The sequence below is a fragment of the Pseudomonas sp. 2 genome (assembly GCF_056627435.1).
Genome location: NZ_JBWXNG010000001.1, coordinates 485,384 through 499,530, shown reverse-complemented (window position 1 = coordinate 499,530; position 14,147 = coordinate 485,384). Strand labels below are relative to the sequence as shown.

11 protein-coding genes are annotated in these 14,147 nt (G+C 63.6%); 4 read left to right on the top strand and 7 right to left on the bottom strand.

The genetic code is table 11. The annotated features are described in order from the left end of the window. The first annotated feature begins 138 nt into the window (after nt 1-138). Nucleotides 139-2,154, top strand: coding sequence for an excinuclease ABC subunit UvrB (uvrB, locus tag AC1MEK_RS02315; RefSeq protein ID WP_480394642.1), 2,016 nt, complete (start codon nt 139-141; stop codon nt 2,152-2,154). 114 nt (nt 2,155-2,268) lie between these two features. Here the strand turns inward: uvrB and AC1MEK_RS02310 are convergent, their stop codons facing one another. From AC1MEK_RS02310 to AC1MEK_RS02295, 4 genes are all read right to left on the bottom strand, one after another. Then, nucleotides 2,269-4,743 carry a TonB-dependent siderophore receptor gene (locus AC1MEK_RS02310; protein WP_480394641.1) on the bottom strand — a complete coding sequence of 825 codons (2,475 nt, stop codon included), beginning with the start codon at nt 4,741-4,743 and terminating at the stop codon, nt 2,269-2,271. An 85-nt stretch (nt 4,744-4,828) separates the two neighbouring features. Further along, nucleotides 4,829-5,815 carry a FecR domain-containing protein gene (locus AC1MEK_RS02305; RefSeq protein ID WP_480394640.1) on the bottom strand — a complete coding sequence of 329 codons (987 nt, stop codon included), beginning with the start codon at nt 5,813-5,815 and terminating at the stop codon, nt 4,829-4,831. Next, nucleotides 5,812-6,327: a sigma-70 family RNA polymerase sigma factor gene (locus tag AC1MEK_RS02300; protein WP_480394774.1), complete on the bottom strand. Its 516-nt coding sequence runs from the start codon at nt 6,325-6,327 to the stop codon at nt 5,812-5,814. The genes AC1MEK_RS02305 and AC1MEK_RS02300 overlap by 4 nt, the downstream gene beginning before the upstream one ends. A 98-nt stretch (nt 6,328-6,425) precedes the next feature. After that, nucleotides 6,426-6,830 carry a RidA family protein gene (locus tag AC1MEK_RS02295; protein WP_480394639.1) on the bottom strand — a complete coding sequence of 135 codons (405 nt, stop codon included), beginning with the start codon at nt 6,828-6,830 and terminating at the stop codon, nt 6,426-6,428. 160 nt (nt 6,831-6,990) lie between these two features. Here AC1MEK_RS02295 and AC1MEK_RS02290 point away from each other — a divergent pair, with 160 nt between their 5' ends. Further along, the gene (locus AC1MEK_RS02290; RefSeq protein ID WP_480394638.1) at nt 6,991-7,914 is read left to right on the top strand and encodes a LysR family transcriptional regulator; all 924 of its coding nucleotides are present in this window, start codon (nt 6,991-6,993) and stop codon (nt 7,912-7,914) included. A 195-nt stretch (nt 7,915-8,109) separates the two neighbouring features. Then, entirely contained in the window at nt 8,110-10,302 is a 2,193-nt protein-coding gene (locus AC1MEK_RS02285) for a TonB-dependent receptor (RefSeq protein ID WP_480394637.1), read from the top strand. Nucleotides 10,303-10,365: 63 nt separating this feature from the next. Here AC1MEK_RS02285 and AC1MEK_RS02280 read toward each other — a convergent pair whose 3' ends face one another. After that, nucleotides 10,366-11,253 carry an NmrA family NAD(P)-binding protein gene (locus AC1MEK_RS02280; RefSeq protein ID WP_480394773.1) on the bottom strand — a complete coding sequence of 296 codons (888 nt, stop codon included), beginning with the start codon at nt 11,251-11,253 and terminating at the stop codon, nt 10,366-10,368. A gap of 25 nt (nt 11,254-11,278) precedes the next feature. Beyond that, a complete protein-coding gene (locus tag AC1MEK_RS02275; RefSeq protein WP_480394636.1) occupies nt 11,279-11,920 on the bottom strand; it encodes an HD domain-containing protein in 642 nt (213 codons plus the stop codon). Between the two features lie 87 nt (nt 11,921-12,007). On the opposite strand from AC1MEK_RS02275, the gene AC1MEK_RS02270 reads away from it, so the two are divergent. Next, nucleotides 12,008-13,078 carry a GlxA family transcriptional regulator gene (locus tag AC1MEK_RS02270; RefSeq protein ID WP_480394635.1) on the top strand — a complete coding sequence of 357 codons (1,071 nt, stop codon included), beginning with the start codon at nt 12,008-12,010 and terminating at the stop codon, nt 13,076-13,078. A gap of 258 nt (nt 13,079-13,336) precedes the next feature. On the opposite strand, the gene AC1MEK_RS02265 is transcribed toward AC1MEK_RS02270, so the two are convergent. Then, nucleotides 13,337-14,107 (bottom strand): class I SAM-dependent methyltransferase, encoded by a 771-nt coding sequence (locus AC1MEK_RS02265; protein WP_480394634.1) that lies wholly within the window; start codon nt 14,105-14,107, stop codon nt 13,337-13,339. Nucleotides 14,108-14,147: the final 40 nt, after the last annotated feature.

The following is a 14,147-nucleotide window of genomic DNA, read 5'->3' as shown; positions in this document are numbered from 1 at the left end:
AAGCTGGCGTTGTGGGCTCCATTTGTAGTCCCATTACTTCCTTATACGTGCGTCTTTTCCTATGGCGGGATCAGGCGTCCGCGCTTATTTCGCGCCCGCCCGGGAATTTTCCGGCACAGGCGAACACAGAGGTCCGATATGTCCGAGTTTCAGCTCGTTACCCGATTTGCGCCGGCTGGCGACCAGCCCGAAGCGATCCGGCAGATGGTCGAAGGCATCGAAGCCGGGCTTTCGCATCAGACCCTGCTCGGCGTGACCGGCTCGGGCAAGACTTTCAGCATCGCCAACGTCATCCAGCAGGTGCAGCGGCCGACCCTGGTGCTGGCGCCGAACAAGACCCTGGCCGCGCAGCTGTACGGTGAGTTCAAGGCGTTTTTCCCCAACAACGCCGTCGAATACTTCGTCTCTTATTACGACTACTACCAGCCCGAAGCCTACGTGCCGTCGTCGGACACCTTCATCGAGAAGGACGCCTCGATCAACGACCACATCGAACAGATGCGGCTGTCCGCGACCAAGGCTTTGCTGGAGCGCAAGGACGCGATCATCGTCACCACGGTGTCGTGCATCTACGGTCTGGGCAGCCCGGAAACCTATCTGCGCATGGTCCTGCACGTGGACCGCGGCGACAAACTCGATCAGCGCGCCTTGCTGCGCCGCCTGGCCGACCTGCAATACACCCGCAACGACATGGATTTTGCCCGGGCCACCTTCCGGGTGCGCGGCGATGTGATCGACATCTTCCCGGCCGAATCGGATCTGGAAGCCATTCGCATCGAGCTGTTCGACGATGAAGTCGAGAGTCTGTCGGCGTTCGATCCGCTGACCGGCGAGATCATCCGCAAGCTGCCGCGCTTCACGTTCTACCCCAAGAGCCACTACGTGACCCCGCGCGAAACGCTGCTGGAGGCCATGGAGGGGATCAAGGTCGAGTTGCAGGAGCGTCTGGAATACCTGCGCGGCGCCAACAAGCTGGTCGAGGCCCAGCGTTTGGAGCAACGCACCCGCTTCGACCTGGAAATGATTCTGGAGCTGGGCTACTGCAACGGCATCGAAAACTACTCGCGCTACCTGTCGGGCCGTCCTGCCGGGGCGCCGCCGCCGACCCTTTACGACTACCTGCCGCCGGACGCGCTGCTGGTGATCGACGAGTCCCACGTCAGCGTGCCGCAGGTCGGTGCCATGTACAAAGGCGACCGTTCGCGCAAGGAAACCCTGGTCGAGTACGGCTTCCGCCTGCCTTCGGCACTGGACAACCGGCCCATGCGCTTCGACGAGTGGGAAGCGGTCAGCCCGCAGACCATCTTCGTTTCGGCAACCCCCGGCCCGTATGAGGGCGAGCACGCGGGCAGGGTGGTCGAGCAGGTGGTGCGGCCAACCGGCCTGGTGGACCCGCAGGTGGAGATTCGTCCGGCGCTGACTCAGGTCGACGACCTGCTTTCGGAAATCCAGAAGCGGGTTGCCAAGGACGAGCGGATTCTGGTCACCACGCTGACCAAGCGCATGTCCGAAGACCTCACCGATTACCTGGCCGACCACGGCGTGCGCGTGCGCTACCTGCACTCGGACATCGACACCGTGGAGCGGGTCGAGATCATCCGCGATCTGCGCCTGGGCACCTTCGATGTGCTGGTGGGGATCAACCTGCTGCGCGAAGGCCTGGACATGCCTGAAGTGTCGCTGGTGGCGATTCTCGATGCGGACAAGGAGGGCTTCCTGCGTTCCGAGCGCTCGCTGATCCAGACCATCGGCCGCGCGGCGCGTAACCTCAACGGCCACGCGATTCTCTACGCCGACAACATGACCGGCTCCATGGAGCGCGCCATCGGCGAAACTGAACGCCGCCGCGACAAGCAGATCGCCTTCAACGCAGCCAACGGCATCATCCCCAAAGGCGTGGTCAAGGACATCACCGACATCATGGAAGGCGCCACCGTCCCCGGCGCGCGCAGCAAGAAGCGCAAGGGCATGGCCAAGGCGGCGGAAGAGAACGCCAAGTACGAAGCCGAGCTGCGCTCGCCGAACGAGATCAACAAGCGCATCCGCCAACTGGAAGAAAAGATGTACCAACTGGCCCGCGACCTGGAATTCGAAGCCGCCGCCCAGACCCGCGACGAAATCGCCAAGCTGCGTGAGCGGTTGTTGGCGGTCTGATCGGCCGTGACGCTGTTCCGTAGCAGCCGGGTTTGCCCGCGGGGGCGTACTCAAGATCGCTCCCGCCGGCAAGCCGTGCTGCTACGAGGACGAGATTGCCTGCCGATCCCCGGATCAGAAATCCCAGCGGCTGGTGAGCATCAGGTTGCGCGGTTCGCCGTAGTAGGTGGTGTCGAAGTTGCCCAGGCCGCTGAGGTAGCGCTTGTCGAACACGTTGTTGGCGTTGACCACAAAGCTCAGGTGTTCGTTGTACTGGTAGCGGGTCATCAGGTCGACCAGGCTGTAGCCGCCCTGTTTGATGCGCGTGTAGTCGCCTGCGGCGTTGCTGTAGATCTGCCCGTAGAAGCTGCTCTGCCAACTGATGCCGCCGCCGACGGTGACCTTGTCCAGCGCGCCGGGCAACCGGTAGCTGGTGAAGATCCGGGCCACGTGTTCGGGTTTGGTGGTGGTCAGCGGGTAGCCGTAGATGCGCTGGCCATCGGCATCGCGGGTGCGGGCGTAGGTGTAGCCCGCTGACAGGTTCCAGCCGTCGAGCAGTTCGCCCGCCACTTCCAGTTCCACGCCCTTGGTGGTGGCGCCGTCGATGGCCTTGTAGATGTCCTCGTTGGTCACAGGATTGGTGCCGATGGACTCGGCGACGTTGTCCTGATCGATGCGGAAAAACGCCAGGCTGGCATTCACGCGACCGTCCAGGTATGCCGCCTTCAGCCCCGTTTCATAGCTGTTGCCCTCCATCGGCGCGAGGGTCGAGCCCTTGGCGTCCTTGTACACCTGTGGCTCGTAGATCGAGGTGTAGCTGGCGTACACCGAGTACACGTCATCGAGGTCATACACCACCCCGGCGTAGGGCGTGAAAACCCCGTGCTCCTTGTAGCTGGCGTGGGTGTCGTCGGTGCCGCTGCCGGGGTAGTAGGTGTAATCCTCGTTGTATTTGAAGGTGCTGAGCCGGCCACCGAGGATCAGCGACAGGTCATCGGTGGGCTTGAATCGTGACGCCAGGTACAGGCCATTCTGGCTCTGGGTGCGCTCGTACTTGCCGTTCTTGGGGAAGTCCTGCTCGGCCAGGTGGCCGTTCCAGTCGAAAATGCTGCCGGGGACTTCGCTGAACGCCGAGGTGTCGTAGGTCGCGCCGGTCTGCCGTGAGTGCGAGGCCATGAAACCGGCGACCAGTTCATGTTCACGCCCGCCCAGGGTGAAGGGGCCGGAGACGTTGATATCTGCGGTGTTCTGCACGCGATGGCCTTCCCAGCGGCCCCAGTACAGGAACATGCCTTCGCCGGTGACCGGGTCCGGGTTGCCGCCGCTGGCCGAGGCCAGGCGCGTGTCGTGGTCGGTGGTCCGCTGATCGAGGCTGAGCTTGAGTTTCCAGTCGTTGGCCAGCGCCTGCTCGAGGTTGGCGAAATAGGTCAATGAATCGAAGTCGCGGCGGCTCCAGTCGGCGCCCGGGTTGAAGCTGCGCGAGAAGTGGGTGCGCGTGCCATCGGAGTAGTAGGCCGGGTTGCCGGTCCAGGTCGAACCGCGGGGCGTGACGCTCTGCTGGTCGACGCCGAAGGTCAGGGTGGTGTCGGGCGTCAGGTCACCTTCGAGCACGCCGTAGAACACGTCTTTTTTCTGCGAGTAATGGTCCTGATACGAGTTGCGGTCCTGATACGCGCCCACCACTCGACCGCGCACGCTACCGCTGTCATTGAGCGGGCCGGACACATCGGCTTCGGTGCGATAGGCATCCCAGGAACCGACGCTGCCGCTGACCGACGCGTTGAAATCCCGGGTGGGTTTCTTGCGTACCAGATTGACCGTCGCCGACGGATCGCCCGAGCCGGTCATCAGGCCCGTCGCGCCCTTGATCACTTCGACGCGGTCGATGGTGGCCATGTCGACGTGGGTCGTTCCTTCGTCGTACACCCCGTCATAGATGGTGTTGACGCCGTCGTACTGGTAGTTGGTGATCGCAAACCCGCGCGCCGAATACTCCATGCGCTCGCTGTCATAGGCCTGGCGGGAAATGCCGGGCGTGTTGCGGAGCACGTCGCCGATGTCCTGGGAGCCGTGATCGTCGATCTGCTGACGGGTCACCACGGTGACCGATTGCGGGGTTTCGCGCAGGGTCAACGGCAGTTTCGTCGCGGTGGTCGTAGCGCCGGTGGTGTACGAACCGGTGCCCTCGGTGACCAGCCCCAACGCCATGCCTGTGATGGAGGTTGCCTGCAACTGCATGGCTGAGGAGTCCGCCGCCTGCTGAAACGTGTAGCGCCCATCGGGCAGGCGAATGGCAACGATCTGGCTGCCTTGCAGGAGCACTTGCAGGGCGCTTTCGGCGCTGTAGTCTCCCTTGACCGCGTGGCTCATGCGGTTGGCCACCAGATCCTCCGGAAACGACAACAACAGGTGCGCCTGCTGGCCGAACTGGTTCAGCGCAGTGGCCAGCGGCGCAGTGGGAATATCGTAATGGCGGATGCTGCTGTCTTCGGCCAGTGCCCAGCCCGGCAGCGCCGAAGCGGCCAGTACCGCACAGACCTGAGCGATGCCGCTGGCCGATGCTGGGAACAGTGAAGGTGCGTGAAGCGCTGATTTGTTGCCGTGATACATGGGGTGCCGTTTCCTGTGCAATGCTGATCTCTGGCCTATGAGTCTCGCCAGAATTCGAAACGGCTCATCGAGGACGAAAAAAGTTTCAGGCGCTGCGTTCGCGCTGTCGCAGGTTCACCCACAGCCGGGTGAAACGCTGCACATCGAGCTTGAGAGTATCGGCCACGGCGTCGATCACCCGGTCGCTGTCGGCCAGCGGATAAGTGCCCCACACGCGCAACCCGAACAGCGCAGCGTCACAGCTCAAGTGGCCGTAGCGATAGCGCCCCAGGTCCTGAAGAAATGCCTCCAGCGGCTGGCCGTGGGCGACGATCATGCCTTCGGCCCACGGCGCCGACGTCTGCTCCAGCGCGCCACGTTCCAACAAGGCCAGAGGCCCGAAGCGTGCCTGCTGGCCCTGATCGAGCAGGGTGATGCCCTGCGCCGAGCTGACCTGCAACGAGCCTCGATACACCGAGAGCAGGGTGCTGCCGTTGTCGAACAGCCGCGTGCCGAACTGCGCCGCCGTGGCCCGCGCTTCGACATGGGCGGTTTTCATCAGCAAAGGCGGCACAGCCCGGGTGTCGATCAGCACTTCCCCGCGCAGCAGCTCGACCTGCCACTGCTGGCTGTGGTGCTGCACGTTGACGGCGCTGCGGGTGTTGAGCTGCAGTTCGATCTGGCTACTCAGCGCGACCTTGCGCTGTTCGCCTACACCGGTGCTGTAGTCGGCCGTCACCCGCTGGACCAGCGCGGTGTCGCGTGCGGTCCAGGCGACAGTGCCCGCAGTCAGCAGCAATGCCAGGCTCTTGATCGCCCGGCGTCGGCTGATGCCGGTGCTGTCCGCCGAGAGCAGCGCGCGTTTGGCCAGACCGGCATCGGCATTCTGGCGAAAGGCGTTCATCTGCCCGGCCAGCACCTGGGCGCGGTGCCAGGCGATTTCATGCAGGCGCGATTCGTTGCGCCAGCGTTCGAGCGCGGCAAGGGTCGAGGCACTGGCCTGCTGGCCGTGGGTTCTGAGCCACCACTCCATGGCCTGTTCACACACCTGCAGCGGCAGTTGCTCCTGCGCGCCGTTGTCGGCCCGGTTCATGAACCGCTCGCCTCGGGCATGGCGATCATCAGGCAGCGGGCGCCGGCCTTGATGATGTGGCGTTTGACCGTTGCGATGGAAATCCCTAAGCGCTCGGCGATGTCACCATGGCTCAGGCCATCGAGCTGCGACCACAGGAACGCCTGGCGCACCGGAATCTCCAGCTCGCACAACGCCTCGTCCAGCCGTACCAGGGTTTCGAACACGATCAGTTGCGTGGCCAGATCCGGTCCGACGGTCTCGGCCTGGGCCTGCAGCACCTCCAGGTAGGCCTTCTCCAGCCGCGCGCGGCGGTAGTGATTGGACAGCACGCTGCGCGCGACCTTGGCCAGAAATGGCCGGGGCTGGCGCACCTCCAGCACCTGCTGGCTTTGCAGCAGGCGCATGAAGGTGTCCTGCATCAGGTCGGCGGCGCGCTGCGAGCAGTCGAGCTGACGAAACAGCCAGCCGCGCAGCCAGCGGTGCTGCTGTTCGTACAGCTCGTGGAGTTGGGAGGCGTTGAGCGAAGCCATGGCGGGCGAGTACACACGTCGTTCTTTAAATGAGATTTAATATCATATGAGAAGGACTTTTGTATCGGAAAATTTCCCCATCACGGCGCGGGTGAGCTTTACGCGGCACTTTCCTGCGGCAGCTTCGCAATCACCTTGATCTCGAAATCGAACCCGTACAGCCAGGTCACGCCCACCGCCGTCACGTTGGGGAAGGGCGCCTCGCCCCAGAACTCCGGCACCACTTGCCAGACCCGTTCGAAGGTCGATTGCGGATCGACCATGAACACCGTCACATCGACCACGTCATCGAAGGTGCAGCCTGCGGCCGCGAGCACCGCATTGAGGTTGCTGAAGGCCTGGCGCACCTGAGCCTGCAATTCAGGTTCCGGAGAGCCGTCTTCACGGCTGCCGACCTGGCCCGAGACGAACAGAAACCCGTTGGCTTTTACCGCCGGCGAGTAGCGATTGCGTTCGTACAGCGCCTGGCGGCCAGCGGGGAATACCACTTGGCGATTGTTCATGTGAAGCCTCCATCGGGAGTTGTCGTTGACGATGGAGCCACTTTAAGGGGCTTGCGCCGCGCGGATAAACGCGCAACCTTGTTCAGCACTGTTTGCGTTTTCCAAACAATCAATGGCAAACAATTAATGACAAAAAATCCCGCACTTTTCTGGAGCCGCGATGGACCGTTTCGATGCGATGCAGGCGTTCGTCCGGGTGGTGGAAACCGGCAGTTTCACCAAGGCCGCGACCACCCTGCACATGAGCAAGACCAGTGTCACCCAGCTGATTCAGCAGCTCGAAGCGCGCCTACGGGTCAAGCTGCTCAACCGCACCACGCGCAAGGTCAACGTCACCGCCGACGGCGCGGCCTACTACGAGCGCGCGGTGCGGGTGCTGGCGGATGTAGACGATGCCGAGACCAGCCTGTCCAGTGCAGCGATAACGCCAAGAGGGCGCCTGCGGGTGGACGTGCCCAGTCCATTCGCCCGCACGATTCTGATTCCCGCGCTGCCGGAATTTCATGAACGCTACCCGGACATCCAGATCGATCTGGGCGTGAGTGATCGCCGGGTCGACCTGATCGGCGAGAACGTCGATTGCGTGGTGCGCGGCGGCGAACTCACCGACCAATCGCTGATGGCCCGACGCATCGGCGACCTGCAACTGGGCGTCTACGCCGCGCCCGGCTACCTGCAACGCGCGGGGACGCCGAAGCACCCGCGCGATCTTGAAAATGCTCACCACCAGGTGGTCGGCTATCGCTGGGCCCGCACCGGCAAGCTGTTTCCTCTCGCCCTGCAGCGCGGCGGCGAGGCGTTGCAAGTCCAGGGACGCTACGTGCTGGCAGTCGACGACGGCAATGCCTTCCTGGCGGCGGGCATCGCCGGCCTGGGCGTGCTCTGGTTGCCGAAGTACATGGCGGTTGAGGCGACATCGCGCGGCGAACTGGTGGCGCTGTTCGAAGACTGGCAGGCGGACACCATGCCGATGTACCTGGCGTACCCGCCCAACCGGCATATCAGCCTCAAGTTGCGGGTGTTCATCGACTGGGTGGTGGAGCTGATGGGGCGGCATGCAGCGGTCATCGATCCGCCGAGGTGATCACTTGGCAGGCTCTAAGACAACATTTTCAGCCAGTCGAGTGAGAAGAGAACCGATGTACGCGAAATGTGAAAAAATCGTTAATGATTGATAACAATTTGCAATTACATCTGCTAAGGTGCGCGCCTGCTAATGAGTCGCATTGCCAGGGAGGCATCTATCTACCTCCTTAAGTTCGCGCAGGTGATTCGCTCCATGATGTTCCCGTCTCGTCCTACGATGCTCGCAGTCTGCTGTTCCCTGAGTTTCGCTGTTCATGCCGCCGATACCCTCGAACTCGGCGCCACCGATGTCAACGCCGACGCCGTCAAGACCAACTCCAACACCTTGCCGGAAGCCTATGCTGGCGGTCAGGTCGCGCGTGGCGGGCAGATGGGCGTGCTGGGCAACCAGGACAACATGAACGTGCCGTTCACCATGACCAGCTACACCTCGAAACTGATCGAGGACCAGCAGGCCGAAGACGTGGGCGACGTGCTGCTCAACGACCCGTCGGTGCGTCAGTCCTACGGCTACGGCAACCAGTCCCAGGTGTTCGTGATTCGCGGCCTGCCACTGAGCGGCGACGACATTTCCTATAACGGTCTGTACGGCGTGCTGCCGCGGCAGATCCTCTCCACCGATGCCGTCGAGCGAGTCGAAGTGTTCAAGGGACCGAACGCGTTCATCAACGGTGTCAGCCCGACCGGCAGCGGCCTGGGCGGCGGCGTCAACCTGCAGCCCAAGCGCGCGGGGGATACGCCGATTCGTCGTTACACCCAGGACATCAGCACCGATGGCCGCATCGGCGAGCATCTGGATCTGGGCCAGCGTTTCGGCGAGGACAACCGTTGGGGCGCGCGGGTCAACCTGAGCCAGCGCGAAGGCGAAACCGCCGTGCACGATGAAGACCAGCGCAGCAAGCTGTTCGTCGCAGGGCTGGACTACCGCGGCGACGACTTCCGGGTGTCCACCGATTTCGGCTATCAGAAGCAGCGCGTCAATGGCCTGCGCAACTCCGTGCAACTGGGCAGCGCGACCAAGATCCCCACCGCGCCCGACGCCAGCCACAACTACGGCCAGGACTGGACCTACACCGAGACCGAAGACACCTTCGGCATGATTCGCGGTGACTGGGACCTTTCCGACAGCTGGACCGCCTACCTGGCCGGCGGCGCCAAACACACCCGCGAGACCGGCGTGTACGGCACCCCTGCGCTGGTGGGCAACACGGGCCTGGCGACCGTGGGCGGCTCCGAGATTCCGCACAACGAAGACAACACCACTTTCGCTGCCGGCCTCAATGGCCACTTCCAGACCGGCCCGGTCAGCCATCAGATCGCGATCGGCGCATCGACCATCTGGACCCAGCAGGAAAACGCCTACACCTTCTATAAATCGACGGCGGGCAACACCAACATCTACAACACGCCGAACCTGCCCAAACCGACCACCGTCTCGCTCACTGGCGGCGACATGGGCGACCCGGGCGTCACTGGCAAGACCCGCAACCGCAGCCTGGCGATTTCCGACACCCTGGGCCTGTTCGACGACAGCCTGTTGCTGACCTATGGCGTGCGTCGCCAGCAACTGCGTGTCGAAAACTACAGCTACGACGGCACCACCAGCGGCGGCGTGGCCTACGGCAACAACGACGGCAGCCGCAGTTCGCTGTACGACGAATCCATCACCACGCCGGTGTACGGCATCGTCTACAAACCGACCGACACCGTCTCGCTCTACGCCAACCGCATCGAAGGCCTGGCGCAAGGGCCGGTGGCGTCCGGCAGCAACATCACCAACCTGGGTGAAGCGTTCCCGCCGGGGCGTACCAAGCAGCTGGAAGCCGGCATCAAGCTGGACATGCAGACCTTCGGCGCCAACCTGGGTGTGTTCCGTATCGAGAAGCCTACCGATGGTTACGTCGATTCAACCCGTGCGCTGTACGTGCGTGATGGCGAGCAGGTCAACAAAGGTGTCGAGCTTTCCGTGTTCGGCGAGCCCATCGAAGGCCTGCGCCTGATGGCCGGCGGCACTCGCATGACCTCGGAGCTGAAGAAAACCTCCGGTGGCACCAACGACGGCAACCACACCATCGGCGTGCCGACCTTCCAGCTCAACGCCAGTGTCGACTGGGACATCCCGGGTCTGGAAGGCGCCGCGCTCAACGCCCGCATGCTGCGCACAGGCGGGCAGTACGCCGATCAGGCCAACAACCTGAGCCTGCCGACCTGGAACCGCTTCGATGTCGGCGCGCGCTACAAATTCAAGGTCGAGCAGAAGGACCTGACCCTGCGCGTGAACGTGGAAAACCTCACCGACAAGAACTACTGGGCATCGGCCAACGGCGGCTACCTGACCCAGGGCGATCCGCGTCTGGTGAAGTTCTCCGGCACCATCGACTTCTGATCTTTTCAGAACACTCGTACCATCACCTGCAGGTCTGTCATGACCTGCAGGCACCTCTCCTGATCAGCCAAACACCTCGCGATTCGCTTCGACGAATCCTCGTACGCTTTGCGGCGCCTTGCCGGTGATGCGTTCGATCGGGCTCTGCTCGCCATCGGCGCCGGCAAAAATGCCGTTCTGGTAGTCGACCGCCACTTCCATGAAATGCTGAATCAGAAACTCCGGCAGGCCATAGGTTTGCAGGTGGGTCTGGTACTGCCCGAGCGTCGAAGGTGTGTAGCTGATGGTGCGTCCGAGCACTGCGCTGAGTTCGGTGGCGATGTGCGTGTAATCCATCTCCACCGGCCCGAACAGCGGATAGGTCTTGCCGATGTGCGGCGCGGGATCGGTCAGCACGGCGGCGATCAGTCGGGCCTGGTCTTCGGCGGCAATCGGTGCATGGCGACCGGCGCCGTAGGGCAGGGTGATGCGGTTGTCCTTGACGATATCGTCGAGCACCCACGGGAAGGTCAGCCACTCGCTGAAAAAGGTCGGGCGGATGTGCACGGTGGGCACCCCGGACCAGTCCAATACCCGCTCGGCGATCCAGTGGTCACGGGCGGCGTGGCTCTTGCTGTCTTCGCGGGCGGAAATCTGCGACATCTCGATCACCACTTCGACCCCGGCGCGACGTGCCGCATCGGCGAAATAGGCGGTGGCTTGAATGAAGCCCGGACGCACCGGGTAGCACAGGTAGGCGCCGGTGATGCCTTGCATTGCGCGAATGATGTCGTCGTGCTCCAGCAGATCGCCGACGAAGATGTCCGCACCCAGCTGGCGCAGCGCCTCGCTGCGCTCATCTTCGCAGTGCACGAATGCACGCACGGCATGGCCGGCATCGAGCAGGTAACGGACGGTGTAGACACCGGTTTTGCCAGTGGCGGCGGTGACCAGGTATTTGCGTTGCATGATGGAGTCTCCGAAGGGGTTGGAAAGGTCAGCTCTCGAACGGCGCGTTGTCGATCAGGTCGCACACGTTGGCGCAGTCGAAGCCGTGAACGTGGCGGCGGCCGACATCCGCAAGGCCGGTGCCGATAGCGGTGTGGGGTTTCTTGCGTGCCACGTCGGCCACCGCTGCGGTGAACGCGGCCTTCATGCCCAGGCGCGGATACAGCGCCAGGGTGTCGTCGATCAGCGACGGAGTGATTTCGTCGAGGAACAGGCCCATGACGTCGACGTGGGCGCCCATGAAAATCAGCGCGATCTCTGCCTGCTTGCGGTCGGCGATGCCAGCGCTGGAGTGCAGGGCGATGGCGTCCCAGACCAGTTGCGCTTTGGCGTCGGCGTAGCCGTTGTCGAGCAGAAAGCGGCTGGCCGCATCGGCGCCGTCCACTTCAAAGCGCTGGTCGGCGGCAAATTCCTGGGTCAGCCCCAGGTCGTGCATCAGGGCGGCGAGGTAGACCACTTCGCGGTCGTATTTCAGGCCGCGTTTCTGCCCGAGGAAGTCGGCGAACCACCAGCTGCGATGTACGTGATTGAGCAGGGCGGGGGAATGCACCCGCGCGACCAGCGAGGTGGCCTTGCGGGCCAGTTCAGAGTCCGGGGCAGCGAGGCCGCCGAGGGTGATGAGGGTGCTCATGGAGGCGTTCCGTGGTAAGGAGAGATGTCTCTACTCTAGGGACCGGCCGTTGTCAGAATTGACTAATTTCAGTCGATTAGTGACAAGATGCGCCTTGCCCTTTTTTCCCGCCTGCAGGAGCCCGCCGTGAACGATCAGACGACCCAACGCCCGAGGCGTAACGGCCCGCGACAGAAGCGCGTGGTCATCCTCGGCCTGCCGCCGGTGGACGCGCTGGACGTGATCGGGCCGGCGGAAGTGTTCGCCGTCGCCAACCGCTTCAGCCCGGGCCCGACGCCTCCTTACCTGCTGGAGCTGGTGTCGTCCACCGACGACGCCCGGCTGCCGAGCATCACCGGCATCGCCCTGATGGCCCACAGGACGCTGGATCAGGAGCGGCAGGACAACCTGCCGATCGACACGCTGATCGTCGCCACCGGCTGGGACCCGGATCAGGCGCTGGATTCCGCGGCGCTGGCGTGGATCGGTGAGCGTGCGCCCGGCGTGCGACGGGTGTGTTCGATCTGCGTGGCGGCGTTTGCCCTGGCCGCTGCGGGGCTGCTGGACGGGCGCAGGGCGGCGACTCACTGGGGCGTGGCCCAGGAGTTGGCCGAGCGTTATCCGAGGATCGAAGTGGATGCCGACCCGATCTGGATCAAGGATGGCAACGTCTACACCTCGGCGGGGATTTCGGCGGGGGTCGACCTGGCGCTGGCGTTGGTCAGCGAGGACCTGGGCGACGAGATCGCCCTGCAGATCGCCCGGCATCTGGTGCTGTTCCTGCGCAGGCCCGGCGGCCAGGCGCAGTTCAGCGTCACCCTGCAATCCCAGCGCGCAGCCGGCTCGGCGCTGGAAGCCTTGTGCTTGTGGATTGGCGAGCATCTGCAGACCGACATCACCGTCGAGCTGCTGGCCGACCGCATGTCCACCAGCGTCAGGACGTTGATCCGCATGTTCCAGCGCGACCTGAACACCACGCCGGCCAAATACGTCGAAGACGTGCGGCTGGAAGCGGCGCGCCGTGGCTTTGAACTGGGCGACCGCTCGGTGGACGAAATCGCCCGGCGTTGCGGCTACGGCAGTGTCGACGTGATGCGCAAGGTGTTCGTCCGCCGCCTGGGCGTGACCCCGCGCGAATACGCCATGCGCTTCGCGCCTGTTAAATCACGCAGTGCTTGAGCAGGCGCTGTCCAGCTTGTGATTCTGCCCAGAGGGCGTGGGAGCTGCCGGGGTCGCGCTCGACCTTGCCAGCGATCTGGCGCGAAGCGGCAGTAAACCCGGGTACCACTGTTGCGTCAGGTGCACCGCGTCTATTCAAATTGCTGCCGCTGCGCGCCAGATCGCGAGCAAGCTGCGCTCCCACGCCTTTCGGGCAGAAGCAGAGTGCAGGCAACCGGAGTAAATCGTCCATGCAAAGCGAGTCATGTTGGTGCTATTTCAGCCCAGCCGCTGGCACACATACGCCTGGGTCTGGTACGGAAAATCGATGCTCTCGCGCTCGCGCAGCGCCGGGTGGCTGGCGATCAACTCGCGCAACTGTGCGGTCACCTGCGCCTTTTCGGTCTCCGGCAACGCGGCGATGAAACTCACCGACAGAAAACGATTCATGATCACAGTTTCGGCCGGGCCGCTGTGTCTGTAGCCCAGGCGGGTCACCTGCGGCGACGAGAACAGGCGCCCGTCGAAGGGCTTGCGCCAGTCGCCGGTGTGAAAACGCGGGGTGTCGCCTTCGTACGGGGTGATAATGCGGGTGATCTCGGCGACCCAGTCCACCGACTCGTCGCGCACGTTCCACACCAGCCCCAGACGCCCGCCGGGCTTGAGCACGCGATGGATTTCCTCAAGCGCCTCCTGAGTGGCGAACCAGTGAAAGGCCTGGGCGCAGACCACCACGTCCACCGACTCATCACCCAGCGGGATCGCTTGCGCGGTGCCTTGCAGAACCTTCACCTCGGGAAGGGTTTTGGCAAATTCCTGCCGCATGGCCTCGACAGGTTCGACAGCGATCAGGTCACTGGTCAAGGGAGCGAGCAGGCGACTGAATTTGCCGGTCCCGGCGCCCAGATCGACCACGATCGAATGCCCGTCGATACCCAGCGTGTCGCTGAGCCAGGCGCCGATGGCCTGCGGATAGTCCGGGCGGCCCTGGGTGTAGGTGCCGGCCTGCGTTGAAAACCCCACTTGAGCAGCTTTGTGAACGAGCGTCATGGTTGGCGATCCTCGGTGCGAAAAAGGGCCGCAGGATTAT

Bases quoted from the DNA above. Each gene is read 5' to 3' on its own strand.
- uvrB (WP_480394642.1), top strand. From the start codon at position 139: ATGTCCGAGTTTCAGCTCGTTACCCGATTTGCGCCGGCTGGCGACCAG.
- AC1MEK_RS02275 (WP_480394636.1), bottom strand. From the start codon at position 11,920: ATGAGCACCCTCATCACCCTCGGCGGCCTCGCTGCCCCGGACTCTGAA.
- AC1MEK_RS02300 (WP_480394774.1), bottom strand. From the start codon at position 6,327: ATGGCTTCGCTCAACGCCTCCCAACTCCACGAGCTGTACGAACAGCAG.
- AC1MEK_RS02310 (WP_480394641.1), bottom strand. From the start codon at position 4,743: ATGTATCACGGCAACAAATCAGCGCTTCACGCACCTTCACTGTTCCCA.
- AC1MEK_RS02270 (WP_480394635.1), top strand. From the start codon at position 12,008: ATGCGCCTTGCCCTTTTTTCCCGCCTGCAGGAGCCCGCCGTGAACGAT.
- AC1MEK_RS02290 (WP_480394638.1), top strand. From the start codon at position 6,991: ATGGACCGTTTCGATGCGATGCAGGCGTTCGTCCGGGTGGTGGAAACC.
- AC1MEK_RS02285 (WP_480394637.1), top strand. From the start codon at position 8,110: ATGATGTTCCCGTCTCGTCCTACGATGCTCGCAGTCTGCTGTTCCCTG.
- AC1MEK_RS02305 (WP_480394640.1), bottom strand. From the start codon at position 5,815: ATGAACCGGGCCGACAACGGCGCGCAGGAGCAACTGCCGCTGCAGGTG.
- AC1MEK_RS02295 (WP_480394639.1), bottom strand. From the start codon at position 6,830: ATGAACAATCGCCAAGTGGTATTCCCCGCTGGCCGCCAGGCGCTGTAC.
- AC1MEK_RS02265 (WP_480394634.1), bottom strand. From the start codon at position 14,107: ATGACGCTCGTTCACAAAGCTGCTCAAGTGGGGTTTTCAACGCAGGCC.